19 protein-coding genes are annotated in these 15,158 nt (G+C 73.1%); 7 read left to right on the plus strand and 12 right to left on the minus strand.

Going from position 1 to position 15,158, the window contains the following annotated elements; all coding sequences use genetic code 11:
• Positions 1-144: 144 nt before the first annotated feature.
• From DTL70_RS09610 to DTL70_RS09630, 5 genes are all read right to left on the minus strand, one after another.
• Positions 145-948, minus strand: a complete 804-nt coding sequence (locus tag DTL70_RS09610) for a phosphatase PAP2 family protein (protein ID WP_114021447.1) — start codon at positions 946-948, stop codon at positions 145-147.
• Between the two features lie 228 nt (positions 949-1,176).
• Entirely contained in the window at positions 1,177-2,133 is a 957-nt protein-coding gene (locus DTL70_RS09615; RefSeq protein ID WP_114021448.1) for a hypothetical protein, read from the minus strand.
• A complete protein-coding gene (locus DTL70_RS09620; protein ID WP_114021449.1) occupies positions 2,130-2,471 on the minus strand; it encodes a PadR family transcriptional regulator in 342 nt (113 codons plus the stop codon). The genes DTL70_RS09615 and DTL70_RS09620 overlap by 4 nt, the downstream gene beginning before the upstream one ends.
• Positions 2,472-2,593: 122 nt before the next feature.
• Positions 2,594-3,175, minus strand: coding sequence for a GNAT family N-acetyltransferase (locus tag DTL70_RS09625; RefSeq protein WP_181860853.1), 582 nt, complete (start codon positions 3,173-3,175; stop codon positions 2,594-2,596).
• Between the two features lie 23 nt (positions 3,176-3,198).
• Positions 3,199-5,073 carry an ABC-ATPase domain-containing protein gene (locus DTL70_RS09630; protein ID WP_114021451.1) on the minus strand — a complete coding sequence of 625 codons (1,875 nt, stop codon included), beginning with the start codon at positions 5,071-5,073 and terminating at the stop codon, positions 3,199-3,201.
• A gap of 330 nt (positions 5,074-5,403) precedes the next feature.
• On the opposite strand from DTL70_RS09630, the gene DTL70_RS09635 reads away from it, so the two are divergent.
• Complete coding sequence (locus DTL70_RS09635) at positions 5,404-6,720, plus strand: MFS transporter (RefSeq protein WP_114021452.1); 1,317 nt, start codon at positions 5,404-5,406, stop codon at positions 6,718-6,720.
• Here the strand turns inward: DTL70_RS09635 and DTL70_RS09640 are convergent.
• Positions 6,660-7,190, minus strand: a complete 531-nt coding sequence (locus DTL70_RS09640; protein WP_114021453.1) for an SRPBCC family protein — start codon at positions 7,188-7,190, stop codon at positions 6,660-6,662. The two genes, DTL70_RS09635 and DTL70_RS09640, sit on opposite strands and share 61 nt — an antisense overlap.
• Positions 7,191-7,538: 348 nt before the next feature.
• Between DTL70_RS09640 and DTL70_RS09645 the strand changes: the two genes are divergently transcribed.
• Positions 7,539-8,213, plus strand: a complete 675-nt coding sequence (locus DTL70_RS09645) for a restriction endonuclease (RefSeq protein ID WP_245979196.1) — start codon at positions 7,539-7,541, stop codon at positions 8,211-8,213.
• Positions 8,214-8,369: 156 nt separating this feature from the next.
• On the plus strand, positions 8,370-8,828 hold the full coding sequence (locus tag DTL70_RS09650; RefSeq protein ID WP_114021455.1) for a protein-tyrosine phosphatase family protein: 459 nt from the start codon (positions 8,370-8,372) through the stop codon (positions 8,826-8,828).
• 30 nt (positions 8,829-8,858) lie between these two features.
• Here DTL70_RS09650 and DTL70_RS09655 read toward each other — a convergent pair whose 3' ends face one another.
• The 3 genes from DTL70_RS09655 to DTL70_RS09665 are packed head-to-tail and all read right to left on the minus strand — an operon-like array spanning position 8,859 to position 10,415.
• On the minus strand, positions 8,859-9,278 hold the full coding sequence (locus DTL70_RS09655) for a hypothetical protein (protein WP_114021456.1): 420 nt from the start codon (positions 9,276-9,278) through the stop codon (positions 8,859-8,861).
• 34 nt (positions 9,279-9,312) lie between these two features.
• Positions 9,313-10,059, minus strand: coding sequence for a Mut7-C RNAse domain-containing protein (locus DTL70_RS09660; protein WP_114021518.1), 747 nt, complete (start codon positions 10,057-10,059; stop codon positions 9,313-9,315).
• A gap of 53 nt (positions 10,060-10,112) precedes the next feature.
• Entirely contained in the window at positions 10,113-10,415 is a 303-nt protein-coding gene (locus DTL70_RS09665) for an acylphosphatase (protein ID WP_114021457.1), read from the minus strand.
• Positions 10,416-11,001: 586 nt separating this feature from the next.
• Between DTL70_RS09665 and DTL70_RS09670 the strand changes: the two genes are divergently transcribed.
• The gene (locus tag DTL70_RS09670) at positions 11,002-11,631 is read left to right on the plus strand and encodes a hypothetical protein (protein ID WP_114021458.1); all 630 of its coding nucleotides are present in this window, start codon (positions 11,002-11,004) and stop codon (positions 11,629-11,631) included.
• A 202-nt stretch (positions 11,632-11,833) separates the two neighbouring features.
• Here DTL70_RS09670 and DTL70_RS33480 read toward each other — a convergent pair whose 3' ends face one another.
• The 3 genes from DTL70_RS33480 to DTL70_RS09680 are packed head-to-tail and all read right to left on the minus strand — an operon-like array spanning position 11,834 to position 13,021.
• Positions 11,834-11,998: a hypothetical protein gene (locus DTL70_RS33480; protein WP_181860855.1), complete on the minus strand. Its 165-nt coding sequence runs from the start codon at positions 11,996-11,998 to the stop codon at positions 11,834-11,836.
• Positions 11,999-12,021: 23 nt separating this feature from the next.
• Positions 12,022-12,225, minus strand: a complete 204-nt coding sequence (locus DTL70_RS09675) for a DUF397 domain-containing protein (protein ID WP_425470340.1) — start codon at positions 12,223-12,225, stop codon at positions 12,022-12,024.
• Positions 12,212-13,021 carry a helix-turn-helix domain-containing protein gene (locus DTL70_RS09680; protein ID WP_425470341.1) on the minus strand — a complete coding sequence of 270 codons (810 nt, stop codon included), beginning with the start codon at positions 13,019-13,021 and terminating at the stop codon, positions 12,212-12,214. Before DTL70_RS09680 ends, DTL70_RS09675 begins: the two co-directional genes overlap by 14 nt.
• Positions 13,022-13,260: 239 nt before the next feature.
• Here DTL70_RS09680 and DTL70_RS09685 point away from each other — a divergent pair, with 239 nt between their 5' ends.
• The 3 genes from DTL70_RS09685 to DTL70_RS09695 all read left to right on the plus strand — a co-directional run bounded on the left by DTL70_RS09685 (position 13,261) and on the right by DTL70_RS09695 (position 15,156).
• Positions 13,261-13,506: a hypothetical protein gene (locus DTL70_RS09685; RefSeq protein WP_245979170.1), complete on the plus strand. Its 246-nt coding sequence runs from the start codon at positions 13,261-13,263 to the stop codon at positions 13,504-13,506.
• The gene (locus tag DTL70_RS09690) at positions 13,503-13,952 is read left to right on the plus strand and encodes an ATP-binding protein (protein WP_245979172.1); all 450 of its coding nucleotides are present in this window, start codon (positions 13,503-13,505) and stop codon (positions 13,950-13,952) included. Before DTL70_RS09685 ends, DTL70_RS09690 begins: the two co-directional genes overlap by 4 nt.
• Positions 13,953-14,115: 163 nt before the next feature.
• Positions 14,116-15,156, plus strand: a complete 1,041-nt coding sequence (locus DTL70_RS09695) for a metallophosphoesterase (RefSeq protein WP_245979174.1) — start codon at positions 14,116-14,118, stop codon at positions 15,154-15,156.
• The last annotated feature ends 2 nt before the right edge of the window (positions 15,157-15,158 follow it).

Raw genomic sequence — 15,158 nt, forward strand, 5'->3', positions numbered from 1 at the left:
AACATACCGAATGGCGAGACCGGGCGGTGCGGCTCCACTGCGGTCCTGCTCAGGACATGTCGCGTGCTCGCCGCCCGCCGGTTGTGCGGCGGGCGGTGCCGCCCGCCGCACAACCGGACGGAATCCGAACGGGGAGGGGCCGGTTCAGCGCGGGGACGTGCGGCGTGCGGTGCGGGCGGGCCGCCTGACTGCGGCGTGCCAGACCAGAGCAGCGCACACGAAGGCGGTCGCCGCGCTGACGAGCGACCTTGTCGCGGTGTCGGGCCGTAGCGCGGAGGCGAGGGCGATGACGGACGCCAGCGCAAGGGTGAGAGGGGCCAGCGTGCGGGGGCTCTCCACCATGCTCGGCCTGGCGGCCGGCGGCAGGAGCCACGTGGCCAGGCTGTAGCAGACACAGGCCAGCAGCGTGGCTCCCAGGACTTCGCTGGGCCGGTGCCCGCCGAGGGTCGCACTGGCGGCGGAGATGCAGGACAGCCACAAGACGCCGGTGGCGACGGCGTAGGGGCGGATGCGGGGGGAAGCCACGAGAGCGGCTGCGAGGGTCAGCGCGGCGGGGATGGCCGTGTGACCGCTGGGGAAACCCTGGTCGAGGAGGTTCTCCGGTGCGCCCACCAGGTCGGGGCGGGGGAGCACCGATGTGAGTACCTGCTTACCTCCCGTCGTGCAGATGACGACCCCGAGCGCCGCGCACCCCTGCCACCAGCGCCGCCGCACCACAGTGACGGCCGCGACAACGGCCAAGCCCACCAGCAGGGTGGGTTCGGCGCTCAATTCCATCGGTGGCAGGGGAATGGAGCCGTACTCCGCTCCGGACAGGGGGTAGATCCAAGCGGCGTCGCGTCTCTCGCCGAGGCCGAACAGGTAATTTTCGGCTCGTTGCCCCCAGGGGGTGCAGACGCCGAGGAGGTAGACGGCCACAAGTCCCAGGCTGTGCAGCGCAGTCGGCATCCAGGGCCGTGGTGTGCGCGGCGCCCCGGGATCGAGGGGGGCGTGCGGGGTTATCTCCGAAGCCTCCGCACGGCGCGGGCGCACGGGTGGAGAGTGGTACGGGGTCATCGTCGTCGTCCTGTTCCGGAATAAGTCCTGTACCAGTGCTGGGCAAAGTCCTGTACCAGCCACACGTCTTGTGGCGAGACCGAGCCGCCGGCCCCGGTCGGTGGCGCCGACCGGGGCGCTCTATTCGACGAGTGCCTGTTCCCGTCGGCGCTGGGCGGCGTACGCCAGGGCGGGCAGCGGTGCGACGAGCAGGAGGAGGCCGACCAGTTCCGGAACGGCCTGCATGAACGCGTCCGGCTGAGCGACGATCGCCTGCGTACGAACGAGCGCGACCGCGGCGACGGGGACCAGCCACCGACGGTCGCCGGTGGCTGCCGTCGCCACCCCCGAGGCGAGCAGTGCGACGATTTCGAGAAGGGCCAGACCGCGCTGGAAAAGCGGACTGACGGAGGTGATGTGCGCTCCACCGGCCGTGATCATGGCGAGCGCGACGGGAACCAGCCAGCGGTAGGAGCGGCGTCGCAGCCGGCTGGGGCGGCAGAGCGCCAGCACGGTGCACGCGGCGCACAGCATCCCGGAGAGCACCAGGTCACGGGCCGTTATGGGGGCTCCCAGGCCGTAGTAGCTGAGGCCCGCCATGCCCTCGTCGCCGAAGAGGGTGCGGCCGCCCGAGGTCGCGCCGGCCCAGATCATCGCAGCGGCCATCGGTGCCGCGATCCAGGGTCTGCCGCGCAACAGGGCGATGAGGCAGCCCAGAGGGAGTAGCCCGTAGGGCAGGAGCCGTGTCCGGGTGGGCCCGTCGGCCCATGGGTACCAGCCGGAGAAGTGGAAGGCGATGGCCTGCTGTCCGGGGTCGATGTGCAGGGCCCAGTGATACACGTCCTGCAGGTACGGAACCAGCGCCAGCGCGGCAAGCGCCAGGGCGGCGAGGTGGATGCCGTCCAGCCACCACGGGCGGGCCGTGTCGGCGACGACGGCACGGGCGCGGGCCCGCACTCCTGCTCGCGCCAACGCGGCGATCTCCCTGGGAGGGGGGCAGGAACGTCCTGGATACGCCTCCGCGAGGCAGTTCAGCACCTCCTGTCCGTGCCGGGAACGGTAGGACGAGGGGTAGGCCGCGAGGAGAAGACGGTTCATGCGGGCGCCACCCCGCCGTTCGGCGAGCGTCCGATGACGAGGGCCGCCGCCTGCTGCATCCGCAGCGCTTCCCGGCCGAGGACCTCGTTGCCCTTTTCGGTGATCCGGTAGTAGCGCCGCGCCCGACCGTCCACGATCTCCTCGTGGTCGACGGCCACCAGGTCGGCGCGTTCCAGCCGTTCAAGCGCACCGTAGAGCGTGCCCACGGCGATGCGCAGGCGTCCGTCCGTGGCGGCCCCGGCGGCCTTGATGATGCCGTAGCCGTGCAACGGGCCCTTCATGAGGGCGGCGAGGATGAAGTACTGCGACTCCGTCAAGGAGGCGTCCCGTCTCGTCATACCGCGACTATATATCGGCACACATGATATGTCGCGGGCCGACTGCCACCGCTCGTCCTCGACAGCCTCTGCCCACGGGCGGCCCCGCAGGACACAGGGGTCACCGGTGTGCCGGAGTGGTATCAGGCCCCCGGCCAGGGCCCCGGCGAGGGTACGTCCGGCTCGTCGCCGGTCTCGGTGCGGTAGACGCGCAGGCCGCGCCGCTCGTAGTTGGCGCGGGCGTGCCGACCGTCCCGCGAGCAGGTGTGCAGCCACACGCGGCTGGTCGCGGAGCGGCCTTCCCACCGCTGCGCCAGGTCCCAGGCGCGCGCGAGCCCCACCGAGAGCAGATGGCCGCCGATGCCGCGCCCTCGGAAGGCGGGCAGCAGGCCGAAGTAGCTGATCTCCACAACGCCCTGAGCGGCCTCACTCGCGCCGTCCAGTTCGATGAACCCGGCAGGTGTGCCCCGCTCGTAGGCGACCCACGTCTCGACACCCGGACGCCCGAGGAAGTGCTCCCACCGCGCGTACGTCCACGGCAGCCGGTCGACCCACGTGGTGTCCGCGCCCACCGAGGCGTACAGGAACCTGCTGAACTCGGGGCTGGGGACCTCGGCGCGGGCGACGCTCACCCCGGACGCCTCCTCGGGCACGCGCGCGGGCGTCAACTCCCGCGCCGAGTTCTGCTCCAGGTACCAGGTGATGACGGACACGCTCGCGCTCATGGGGGACATCCCACCACGCCGCCTCAGCGCAGCATCCGCAGCCCCCTGATCCGGTTGAGGGCCGCGGCCGTCTCGAACCTGCGCGGCACGGCGAAGTCCTCGTCCCGCACGGTCAGCAGCGGCCACGTCGGCCCGTCGGCCAGCATCTCCTCCAGCAGGTCGAGGGCTTCGGACAGAGTGCGGCGCCCGTCCAGCATGGAGCGGCGCACCATCAGTTCGAGCGCGAGGCCGACGCCGGTGACCTGGCGCGGGTCGGCGATCTGCTCGACGGCGCGCAGGTCCACCTCGTGGTCGCCGAAGGAGAGCACGTCCTCGCCGCGCGCCCGGATCCGGGACCGCCCCCGCACCTCGGCGTCCAGCGAAGCCGGTTCCGGCACTCGGGCCACGACGCCGGGGAACGCCTCGGCCTCGGCGTGCCTTCCGGTGGGGACGGCCGCGATCTGCCGGGCCCGCTCGGTGACGTCCGAGGGGCGGTAGGCGTCCATCATCACGACGCGGTCGGCGACCTCCAGGTAGTCGCCCGAGCCGCCCATCACCAGCACCGTGGAGACGCCGTGGTCGCGGTGCAGGGAGCGGATGGTGTCCACCAGCGGGGTCAGCGGCTCGCGGTCCTTGGCCACCAGCGCCTGCATCCGCGCGTCGCGGATCATCAGGTTCGTCGCGGCGGTGTCCTCGTCGATCAGCAGCACGCGCGCCCCCGCCTCGACGGCCTCGCACAGGGACGCGGCCTGCGAGGTCGACCCCGAGGCGTTCTCGGTGGAGAAGTCGGAGGTGTCCGAGCCGTCGGGGAGGTGGTCGACGAAGGCGTGCACGTCGACCCGCTCCACCCGGCGGCCGTCCTCGGCCCGCAGCTTGACCGTCTCATTGCGCGAGACGACCAGTTCACGACCGTCCCCCGGTACGTGGTCCCAGATCCCGGTCTCCAGCGCGCGCAGCAGCGTCGACTTCCCGTGGAAACCGCCGCCGACGACGAGATTCACCCCCTCGGGGACACCCATGCCCGTGACGGCGCCCGCGTGCGGCAGCTCCACCGTCACGCGCAACTCCTCGGGCGCGGCGAACGGCACCACGCCGCCACCCGCCGCCGGGCGGTCGTCGACCCCGCTGCGGCGCGGCAGTACGGCGCCGTCGGCGACGAACCCGACCAGACCGAGCCCCGCCAGCGCGTCCCGCAGCGCCACCGAGTCCTCGACGGTCTCCACGAAGCGCCGCACCTGGTCGGCGTCCAACGCCGCGTACACCAGCGTGCGTTCGGCCGCGCCCGGCAGCACCTGGCACAGCAGCCGCTCGGCCTCGCGCCCGTCGATGCGCCGCCCGTGGCCCGGCAGCGCCACGCCCAGCCGCAGGACGACCGAACCGTCGTCCCCGCTGACCGTGCACGAGCTGCGCTCCAGCACCTCCTGGCCGCCCGCGTCCACCCGCAGCGCCTTCTCGCCGCGCACCGCACGCGCGGCTCCGCGCGCAAGGTAGGAGGCCAGCGCCCGCCGCCGGGTCGGGGTCGCCCACAGCTCGGCGGGCAGCCCGGCCTGCCCGCCGGGCACGTGGACGGCCACCCGCGCGGGCGGCGCGTACGGGTCGGACTGGCCGCGCACCAGCTCCAGCACCAGGCCGCCGGGCAGCTCCCACCGCCCGGTCAGGCCCTTGTACCGCCCGTACTGCGCGCCCTCCAAGCCCCGCAGCTCGGCGGCGAGCCCGGTGCGCGGCGCCCGAGCCCGGCCCTCTGCATATCCGGCGGCCCCGGCGGGCCCATCGCCCCCGGCGTGCTCGCGCGGCGGACCGCCGCGCCCCCGGGGACGGCCCCCGCGCGGACCGCCGTGACCGCCCCCGTATCCGCCGCGCCCGTACGGCCGTCCACCGCCGCGCCGCCGGCCTTCAGCGCCACCGAACTCCTCGCGCACGCCGTTTTCCGCCTTCCTGTCGTCCGTGTCGTCGGCTCCGCTCGCTCCCGACCGGGCCGTGCCCGTCGCCGGGCCGCCGTGCCGGCCAGGGCGCCCGACAGCCGCTGGGGCCGCCGAAGGCCGGTCGGGGCCGACGATACGGGCCGGGGGCGAGCGCCCCGAAACGCCGCCCGGGGGACGCCGAGCTGTCCACGGCGCCGGCCCGGAACCGCCCCGGCGCCACCCTGGCACGGTTCCGGCACATCCCCAGAAGGGGTCACATTCTTCCACTCGCCCTTTTCCTGACGGAAAGCTCCATATTCTCTCTCGGAGGGGGAGAAGGAGGGGACCATGTCCGCGCTCCGCTGGGCCGCTGCTCTCGGCAACGCCGACTGGCACCTGTGCGCGCCGCTGCTCGTCGCCCTCGCCGCCGCCTGGCACACCGACATCGCCACCGTCACGACCGGAATCGCCGCCTACTCGCTCGGCCAGGGCCTCGCGCTGCCCCTGTGGGGCTGGCTGGCCGACCGCTACGGGCCGGGGCACAGCCTGCGCACCGGACTGGCCGTCGCGGCAGCCGCCTCCGTGGGCTCCGCACTGTGCCCCGGGCCCGGCTGGTGGGTCGCGCTGCGCACCGCGGCAGGAGCGGGCTTCGCCACCGTCACCCCGTCCGTGTCCCTGTACTACGAGTCGCTGCGCTCCGCCCCCGCCAGACAGCGGGCGTTCGCCACGCTCACCACCGTGACGGCGGCGAGCGCCATCGCCTCACCCGTACTGGCGGACACCGTGCTGCGCATCGGCTCGTGGCGGCCGGCCTTCGCCGTCATCGCCGTCCTCACCGCCGTGACGATCTGGCGCCTCGGCGACACCCGCTCCGGCCAGGCACCGGCACACGCACAGGCACCGGCGCACGGCGGCCGGCGGCGCACGGGAAGCTGCGCCGCGTCGCCCACCGGGGACGGTGCGAGGGAACGCGCACGGGCGGCGGACGAGAGGGCGGCCGGGCCCCGCACGCCGGACGAGTGCACGCCCCAGGCGGGCTCCGCGGCGCGGACCTGCACCGCCTACGGGACCGTACTGGGCCTCGGCGCGGCAGAGGGAGCCGTCCTGCTCGGCCTCCCGGCCCTCCTCGCGCCCGCCCTCGCCACCGCGGGCGAGGAGACGTCGACCTCCGCCGTGCTGGTCACCTACGCCCTCGGCGTGCTCACCGGCACCCTCGTGCTGCGCCGCCACGCCAGGGTGTGGAGCCCCAAGCGGCTGCTGGGCACCGGGGGTTCGCTCGCGATGACCGGAGCCTTCCTCGCCGCCGTCCTGCCCGGCACGGGCGTACTGATGCTGTGCGCCGCGCTGCTGGGCGTCGCCTGGAGCTACCTGCACACCACCCTCCAGACCTGGCTGCCCCGGCTGCTGCCGCCCCCGGCCAGGGCCCGCGCCGCCTCGCTGTTCTCGGCCGCCGCCATACTGGCCAGCTCCGCGACGGTCGCCGCCACCACCTCACTCCTGCAGGACGGCAGACACAGCGCGGTCTTCGCCACCGGAGCGGCGCTGTGCGCCGCGCTCACCTGCTGGACCCTCCTGGTGGCCCGCCGCTGGCCGGGCCCTGGACCTCAGCCCGGGTCGCCGCCCTCGGGGATGGGCGCGCCCGAGGGCATGCCGGAGGCCACATAGGCGTCGTAACGGGCCTGCCAGTCACCCGCCGGGCCGCTGTGCGGTCCCGAGGGGGAGCCGCCGGTGAGGAGCTTGTCCAACTCCTCCAGGCAGATCTCCCAGCCCGCGGCGTTGCGGGCCGCGGCGCCGCGCTCCTCCAGTACGTCGGTGAGGGCGAGCAGGCAGCCCTCGCCGCGCGGGCCGAGCTCGAAGAGCAGCTCGTCGTCCCCCCAGGTGTAGCCCAGGCGCCGCGGCGGGTCGAACTCCAGCACGGTTCCGGCGGCGTCGTCCGCGTACGGATCGCCGGCGAACTCCACCCGGCCGCCCACGTGCGCCTCCACGTGCACCGTGGGCGACGGAAACCACGCCGCCAGGCTGCTCGGTTCCGTCAGCGCCCGCCACACCTGCTCGGCCGGCACCCCGAACGGGCGCTCCAACCGCACCGCGGGCAGCCCGTCCCGCTCCACGAAGATGCCCAGCTCCACGTTCATGGCCTCATGCCCTCTTGCCTCATGCTCGGCTTCGCGCTCTTGCCTCTTGCTCACTTGCCTCTCGCCCGCATGGCTCGCCGCCCGTCGAGGGCTCGCCACCGGTGACCGTCCATGCGATCCTCCCGCCACGGGCCCGCGCCCGCTGCCGGGCAGGGGCCGTACGGGGGACCGGGAACACGGACTCGTCAGGGGAGGGCATGTGGTGGACGTCCGTGCGCACACACGCGGGGTGGGGAATCCGGAGACTCCGGGGAAACCGGTGCCGGCGCGCACCGGGCCGGGGGAGAGCAGGTGAGCGGGCGACGGCCCGTCCGCCGGGCGGTCCGGCGGACGGTCGGGCGGGTGCCGGTGCGGCGTCGCGGGTGGCGCACCAGGCGGCGCGGCCGGCGGCAGGAGGAGAAGCCGATCGTCGCGCTGGCGGTCGCCGTACTCGGCGTCGGCCTGGTCGTGGCGGTGGTCCAGTGGCTCCTCGCGCACTGGTGGGTGCTCGTCCTCGCCGCCGTGCTGGGGGCGGGGGCCGGTGCGCTGTGGTGGCAGCAGCGCCTGAACCGGCGGCGCTGGGAGGCGGCGCGGGCCCAGGGGCTGCGCTACCAGGTGGCCCAACTGGACGCGCTGGACCACGCGGCGTTCGAGCAGGCGGTCCGCGACCTGATGTTCCGGGACGGCTGCCGGGACGCGGTGCGCACCGGCGGGCGCGGGGACAGAGGCGCCGACGTGATCGCGACCGATCCGGCGGGCCGCCGATGGGTCATCCAGTGCAAGCACCGGCGCGACGGCCCGGCCGGATCGGCCATCGGCACGCCGGACCTGCAACGGCTCAACGGCACGGCCCGTCCGGTGCACGGGGCCGACGTGGTCGTCATGCTGACCAACGGCCGCTTCACCAGGGACGCGGGGCCGTTCAGCGAGGACACCCGGATGCACCTGGTCGACCGGCAGCTGCTCGCCCGCTGGGCCGCGGGCTCCTGGCCGCTGTGGGATCTGCTGCACAGAGTCCCCCCGCCTCGCCGCCCGCGACGCTGACCGCTTCCGCGCGGGGGCCGACACTCTCGGGTGCCGGCCGACCCGGCGGTTGCCATCGTCCTGCTGCTACGGCTCCGCACCGAGGCGCACAGCCTGTGAGGCGCCCGGCTTCCGGGTTCGGGCACGTGTCCCCGTCCGGCTGGCTAGGGTGGCCGGATGACCGCCACCTGGGATCCCGGGGCGCCGGGAACGCTGCGCCTGCCCTCCGGACGGCTCGTGCGCGGCAGAGGGCTGCGCCATTCGCTGCCCTCCGGGCCCGAACCGGCGTTCGGCCTCTATCTGTTGGGCCGTGAGCCCGCGCCTGTCGCGTGGGAGTACCGCTGGCTGCGCTGGCCGGACTTCCGCCTGCCCGCCGACCGCGGCGCGGCCCGCGACGCCTTCCGTCAGGTGTGGGAACGCAGCGGAAGCGAGCGCGTGGAGGTGGCCTGCGGAGGCGGCCAAGGCCGTACCGGAACGGCCCTCGCGTGCCTGGCCGTCCTTGACGGCGTCCCGCCCCGCGAGGCCGTCGCCTACGTCCGCGCGCACTACGCGCCCCGCGCGGTGGAGACCCCCTGGCAGAGACGGTATGTCCGGCGCTTCACCGCGCCGGACACGGCGCCGTCCGGACAGGGGTAGAGCAGGCCCGGAGCCGGGCCCCGGCGGTGGTCACGCCGCCGGAGCGAGTACGTAGGCGCCGTCGGCGAAGGTGAGGAGAGACGGGGCCGCGCCGGGCTGTGACGGGTCGGCGGTGGCCGCCCGTACATGGCCGCCGTAACCGGGTTCGGCCACGTACGGCGCCAACAGGCCCAGCAACGCGTCCAGTTGGCCCAGGTCGTCCTCGTGCCGGCACGTGCGGCTGAACAGCCCCCATGCGTGGTGGTCCTCGCCGCGCAGTACGCCGTAGTCGCCGCCGGGTAGCGGGCTGCCGGGATCGGGTTCGAGGAACGGGTACGGGTGGGCCTCCTCCTCCAGCCCGCCGGGGCGGGCGGCGGAAGTGCCCAGATGCCAGCGCAGCGCCTCCAGTACGTGCGACGGCGTGTCCTCGCGCAGGAAACAGGTGACGACGACCTCGTAGCGCTCGCTCATGACGTGCAGTGTGCCGTGCGGTGCGCCGGGGATTTCACCTGCCCCGGGGCGGGCCGCCTGCGCTCGCCTCCACGGCAGCGGCTACCCGTGCCGTCAGCCGGGCGTGGTGGGCGCCCGGCCAGTAGAGACGGGCGCACGACGTGCACCGGGTGAAGGTGTCGTACGTGCGGCGGGTCCCCGGCGGCAACCGGTCGGCGATCTCCTCCTTGGCGACGGGCTCCAGCGTGCCGTTGCAGGCCGGGCAGCGCGTCCACGGCGCCGTCGGCGGTGCGAACCGGGACAGCACGTCGGTGAGCTGGTCGTCGGGCCCGCTGCCCCACACGTACGCCCCGCACCACAGGGCCCGCCTGCGCAGCAGACCCCGGTCCCGCGTCAGCAGGACGCGCCGCTCGGCGTTGGCCTGCTCCACCAGTTCGGGGTCGTCCGCGTCGTTGCGGTACGCGGTGTCGACGCCCAGCAAACGCAGGCGCCGCGCCAAGGCGCCGAGGTGCACGTCGAGGACGAAGCGCGGCGGGAACGGCGCGGACGCGGGCAGGCTCTGCGGGCGTACGACGGGCTCCACGTCGATGTGCGCCCCGGTGCGCGGGCGGTACGCGGCGGGGACCACCTCGCCGTCCACGCGGAGCCCGGCCACCTCCGTCAGCGGCACACCGAGGGACTGCACCACGTGACCGAGTGAGGACGTGCCGTCGTACGCGCACCACAGGCCGTCCTCCGGCGCCGCGCGCTCCGCCTCGCGGCGGAGGCGGCTCGGCAGGAAGAGCCGCAGCGTGCGGGGCACCCGGACACGGAGCCCGGCGTTCCCGGCGGACTCCGCCGGCTGACGCGGCCCGCTCACCCGTCCGCCGCCCCCGGCCCGGCGGTGGGCCGCACCTGGAACGCGGAGTGCCCGCGCGGCTCCCGGTCGGTGACGGTCACCTCCTCGACGACCGCCGCCGTGGGGCCCTCACGGGCCCACTCCACCAGCGCGTCCACCGCCTGCGGCTCGCCCTCGAAGACCGCCTCGACGGTGCTGTCGGCGCGGTTGCGGACCCACCCGGTGACGCCGCGCGCGGCCGCCGTCCGGCGGCAGGTGTCCCGGAAGAACACGCCCTGCACCTGCCCCGTCACGCTCACGTGCTTCGCCGCCACAGCCATAGGCACTCTCCGCGCTCCTCGTCCCTCGCCCCCATGGTCGCGCGGAGCGGCTGCGCGGGCATCGCGGCCGGGGGAGCGTACGGCCGGGTCGGATGACGCCGACGGTGTGCCCGCCGCCCTGGCGGCGCTCGTCGACGCCGCGACCGTGCGGTAACTGCGCATCGGTCACCACGCGCCCGTGCTCCTGGTGCATACCGCGACCGCGCCCAGCGCGGTGCCGGCCTGCCTGCTGTGCTTCCGGCCGAGGTGTGGCGGGCGAGCCTGGCCGCCGCGTGGGCCGCCACGGTCGCCCTCACCCTCACCAACGCCGTCGCACCCGGCGACCGCTCCACCGCGATGAGCACGTCATCAAGTCTGCCGACACGGCCGACGATTCGTTCGAGCGCACCGGGAACCGTGACGCGCTCGCCGCTGCCCACTTGGCCGCCGACTTGATCGACGTCTCGCGATGGCGGCCGCCCGGGACGGCCGCCGCCGGCCCGGAACGTCGTGTCGTTGCGCATGCGCAAGTCTCACGCAAGAATAACCAGATACCGCCCAGGGGTATAGCGGCGATGGAGTGTCCAGACATCAATGGAGGAGCCGGATGTTTCTCATAGAGATCACCTGTCCGCGCGGCGCGTTGAGCGATGACGACCGGAGAGAACTCGCCGCCGACGTTTGCCAGGTGCTGGTCGGCGCCGAGGAAGGCGTGGCGGAGGAGACCATGCGCCGGGCCCGCGCGATGATGCACGTCGGCTTCCGCGAGCTCGACGGTTGGACCACCGGTGATGGTCCGTGGATGCCCGGGAGCGCACCGCCACTGTGGGTCACGCTCACGGTGCCGGAGGCGTGGCGCGCCGAGATGTCGCGGACCACCATCGGCATGGTGCGCCGTGCGGTGCGCCGCCTCGATCGTTCGCACGGCTGGCAGCGCCCGGAGGGCCATCTGTGGATCAACGTCGTCGGCATCGTCGACGGGAGCATCGGCATGGACGGCAAACCTGGCACCGCCGACGACGTCGTCGGCCGGATGACCGCTGAGTACCGGGCGCAGGCCGATGCCGCGAACGCCGACCTTCCCGAAGGCGTCACGATCGACCCCATGTGCGGCATGCGCGTGCGACTGGGACGGGGCGCCTTTACTCTCGAGCACGCGGGCCGGACGATGGGTTTCTGCGCGAAGAGTTGCCGCGCGGCATACGCCCGCGAGCACGGACTGTCTGCTCCCGCCTGAGCGAGCCGTTGTCGAACTTCCCTGAGAACGTGCGGTCCGGTTCGGCGTCACCTCACGGGCGAGGAAGCGCAGAGCGGAAGTGGACAGATCGACCCCGGCCGGGCCTCGCGGTGCGCAACGCGGTGGGCCGCGCGGTCGGTCGCACGAACGGGATCGCCTCTCGCGAAGCCGCGAACCGGTAGACCCAGCCCGCACCGACCGCTCACCGGTCGGTGTGCAGCTCCCCTGTAGCTCCCAACCGGGCCGGCGCCGCCATGTCCGACGAGCCCGACTCGGCGTGGTAGGCCATCGCCGATGCGGCAGGCCGACCGCTGTCGGCCTCACCCACCGTTCCCGCGCCCGCCACGACACGGGTGCTGCGTGCCATGTCGGGGTTTTTCGCTGCGGTCCTCAGCCGTCCAGTTGCCTGTTGTGGAGGGCGTTGAGGAAGTGCGTCCACTGGGTGGTGGGGAAGGTGAGCACCGTGCCGGTGGGGGCCGTCTTGGTGTCGCGGACCGGAACGATGCCCGCCGTGGCGGCACCCGTGCCGACCTCCACGCAACTGCCGCCGCTGCCGTTGCTGTAGCTGCTCTTACGCCACTCAACCGCGCTCAAGCCAAGGTGGCTGTGTGCCATTTCGGTAATCCTCTGCTGCGCTCAGAATCATGGCCAGGGAGGCCCCCGGCGACAGTGCGAAGGCCCTCAGAAGATCGTACGACCTTCGGTACTCCGCTACGAGGGCTGGATCGTCGATGACCTCGCCACTGTGCAAGCCTTCTGTGTAGACGAGGGCGGGCGCATCGGCGAAGGTCATGATCGCGGTCATCCCCGTCAGGAAAGGATGCGGTCCCGCGTTCCCCGGAACGACCTGCGGAACGATCCGGCGCCTCTGTGCCGAGTCGGCGATATGCGCGAGTTGTTCGGCCATCTCGGCTGCGCCGAGTAGGGGCTGCCGGATCACGTTCTCATGCATGATGACCCAGAACAGTGGTTGCTTCGGGGCGCCGTCGAGAAGTCGAGCGCGAGACAGGCGACCGTTCACCTTCGTAGCTACCTCGTCCGGCGACTCCAAAGGGTGGGTCGCTTCGACCACGGCCCGGGCGTATGCCTCTGTCTGCAACACACCTGGCAGGAGAACGGAACTCCATTCCTCAATGCTCAAGGCCTTGGTTTCGACCTCCAACACTTGCTCGAAGTACGGGGCGTGCCCTCTCCGTCGTGCGCGGCGCACATCCTCACAGCGGCGGGTGAAGAACCCGTCCGTCTTGAGGGCTCGGTCCACGTGTTCCGCCAGATCCAGCGGCATGCGGCGTTCGCCGCGTTCGATCTCGCTCAGGTGGCTGTAGCCGTAGAAGCTGCCCTCCACCAGTTGTTGCTGGGTCATTCCGGCCTGCTCGCGCTGCCAGCGCAACTCCGCACCGTAGAAGGTGGGGACGCCCACTGAGCCGTCGATGTCTTTTGGTCCTGGCACGGTTCACCGCCGAGAGTTGGTGGCTGTTTTCGTTCGGGTGGGGCCATTCCCGGTGGGTCCGTAATGGGACGTCGCTGATGGGCGGTTCGCTCGCGGGAGCCCGATACGCGGCAACGCTACCCGCACTGGGGTCATGGTGTGAGGGGTCCGTCACACACTGCTCAGGAAAGGTGCGACATATGAACGAACATGCGTACAGCCGATCGAGGAATGTCGAGGAATGCGTTGCGGGGCTGCATGAGGCCCTTCGTGCGCACGGGCTGACGTTGCCGTCTCTCGGGGTCGATCCGGTGACGTACGCCGGGTACAGGCCCGATCCGCTGATCGCGCTCGGCAACTGCAACGTCGACACGGTGCGCGCTCTGACGGCCGTACTGCGCGCCGCTGCGGCGGAGGGTCGAGCCGAGGGGCAGGCCGAGGGGTGAGGTGGCAGGTGTGGCGGGTCGCCACGGCCCCGCAGCGGCCGGCGCTGTCCCTCGCGGTGCTGGCGCGGGCCGCCGACGTCGGCGCGGTGCGCCACGAGGTGGCCGCGCACTGCACGCGGTGGGGCGCGCCGCGTGCGGTGGCCGACGCGGCGGCGCTCTGTGTCGGCGAGTTGCTCGCCAATGTCGTCGTGCACGTGGGGGAGGCGGCTCCGGCGACCGTACGGGTCGTGTGGTGCGGCGGTGGGCGGCTGCGGATCGCGGTCAGCGATTCCGACCCGCGTCCGCTGCCTGTGCTGCTGGCCGCCGCGCCGGAGGCCGAGTCCGGCAGGGGGGTCGCTCTGATCGAGGCGTTCGCGCTGCGCTGGGGTGTGGAGCAGGGGGCTTACACGAAGACGGTGTGGTGCGAGTTGAGTGCCACGTGTCCGCCGGGCGGGAGCTGTTGTTGACAGGTGTTATCGCCGCGCCCACTCTTAGCTGCGCCGTGTACATGCCATCTTCACCTCGACTGGGTGGCATACGGCCCCGAGACGGTGAGGGAGTGGCGCATGGCAGCCCAGCGGTCCTGTGACGGCGTCAGTAGGCGGACGGTACTGGCAGGGGTCCGGGGGAGTGGGCGCGGCCGCCGTGCTGGGCGGCGGCGCCGTGGCGCAGCCGGCGTGGGCCGCCGCGCCCGCCGCCGAGAAGCTGCCGCTGCCCGACAAGGCCGAGCTGACCGTGCTGCTGACCGGGGACGCCGGTACCGGCGGGGACGGTCAGTGGGCCGTCGCCGACGCGGCCCGCGCGCTGTGCGAGCGGCGCGGGGTGGACCTGGCGATCGGGCTCGGGGACAACATCTACGAGAACGGCCCCGAGAGCGACACGGACGACGAGTTCCAGAGCAAGTTCGAGCGGCCCAACACGGGGATCGACGTGCCCTGGCTGATGGTGCTGGGCAACCACGACACCAGCGGGATCATCCCGGGCAGCGGCGGGTGGCCTTCGCGGGGCGACCACGAGGTGGCCTACCACCGGCACTCGGCGCGCTGGTACATGCCGGACCGGCACTACACGGTCGCCGTCCCGGCCGGGAGCGGCGAACCCGTGGCCGAGTTCTTCGCCGTGGACACCACTCCGCTGTCCTCCTACGTGCTCCAGACCGACCCGGAGTACTACTGGGACGGGCCTTTCGCCCGCAGGCAGCGCGCCTGGCTGGAGAAGTCGCTCGCGGCCTCCCGCGCCCGCTGGAAGTTCGTCTTCGCCCACCACCCGCTGCGCAACAACGGCACGCACCGCAACGCGGGGGAGTACGAGGGCGTCTCCTGCGGCGACTACCTCAGCGGAAAACACGTCGAGGAGCTGTACGAGGAGGTGGTCGTGGGCCGGGCGGAGTTCCTGCTGGCCGGGCACGACCACTCCCTGCAGATCCTCGACACGGCCGGCACCTACCGGGGTACGCAGCAGATCGTGTGCGGTGCCGCGGCGAAGACCTCGGGGCGGGCGGACGAGCCGAGCAACAAGGCGTTCTGGGAGGCCTACGACAGCCTCGGTTTCATGCTGCTGACCGTCAACGCGCGGCAGGTCGTCATCGACGCCTACACCGTCGACCCGGGCACGCACGAATACAGCCACGCTTACCAGCACATCCGCACGGAGCGGCTGCCCGCCGCCTGACC

The organism is Streptomyces diacarni, from assembly GCF_003323715.1.
GTDB classification, from domain to species: Bacteria; Actinomycetota; Actinomycetes; order Streptomycetales; family Streptomycetaceae; genus Streptomyces; species Streptomyces diacarni.

Bases quoted from the DNA above. Each gene is read 5' to 3' on its own strand.
- DTL70_RS09610 (WP_114021447.1), bottom strand. From the start codon at position 948: ATGCCGACTGCGCTGCACAGCCTGGGACTTGTGGCCGTCTACCTCCTC.
- DTL70_RS09615 (WP_114021448.1), bottom strand. From the start codon at position 2,133: ATGAACCGTCTTCTCCTCGCGGCCTACCCCTCGTCCTACCGTTCCCGG.
- DTL70_RS09620 (WP_114021449.1), bottom strand. From the start codon at position 2,471: ATGACGAGACGGGACGCCTCCTTGACGGAGTCGCAGTACTTCATCCTC.
- DTL70_RS09625 (WP_181860853.1), bottom strand. From the start codon at position 3,175: ATGAGCGCGAGCGTGTCCGTCATCACCTGGTACCTGGAGCAGAACTCG.
- DTL70_RS09635 (WP_114021452.1), top strand. From the start codon at position 5,404: ATGTCCGCGCTCCGCTGGGCCGCTGCTCTCGGCAACGCCGACTGGCAC.
- DTL70_RS09640 (WP_114021453.1), bottom strand. From the start codon at position 7,190: ATGAACGTGGAGCTGGGCATCTTCGTGGAGCGGGACGGGCTGCCCGCG.
- DTL70_RS09650 (WP_114021455.1), top strand. From the start codon at position 8,370: ATGACCGCCACCTGGGATCCCGGGGCGCCGGGAACGCTGCGCCTGCCC.
- DTL70_RS09655 (WP_114021456.1), bottom strand. From the start codon at position 9,278: ATGAGCGAGCGCTACGAGGTCGTCGTCACCTGTTTCCTGCGCGAGGAC.
- DTL70_RS09665 (WP_114021457.1), bottom strand. From the start codon at position 10,415: ATGGCTGTGGCGGCGAAGCACGTGAGCGTGACGGGGCAGGTGCAGGGC.
- DTL70_RS09670 (WP_114021458.1), top strand. From the start codon at position 11,002: ATGTTTCTCATAGAGATCACCTGTCCGCGCGGCGCGTTGAGCGATGAC.
- DTL70_RS33480 (WP_181860855.1), bottom strand. From the start codon at position 11,998: ATGGCACGCAGCACCCGTGTCGTGGCGGGCGCGGGAACGGTGGGTGAG.
- DTL70_RS09685 (WP_245979170.1), top strand. From the start codon at position 13,261: ATGAACGAACATGCGTACAGCCGATCGAGGAATGTCGAGGAATGCGTT.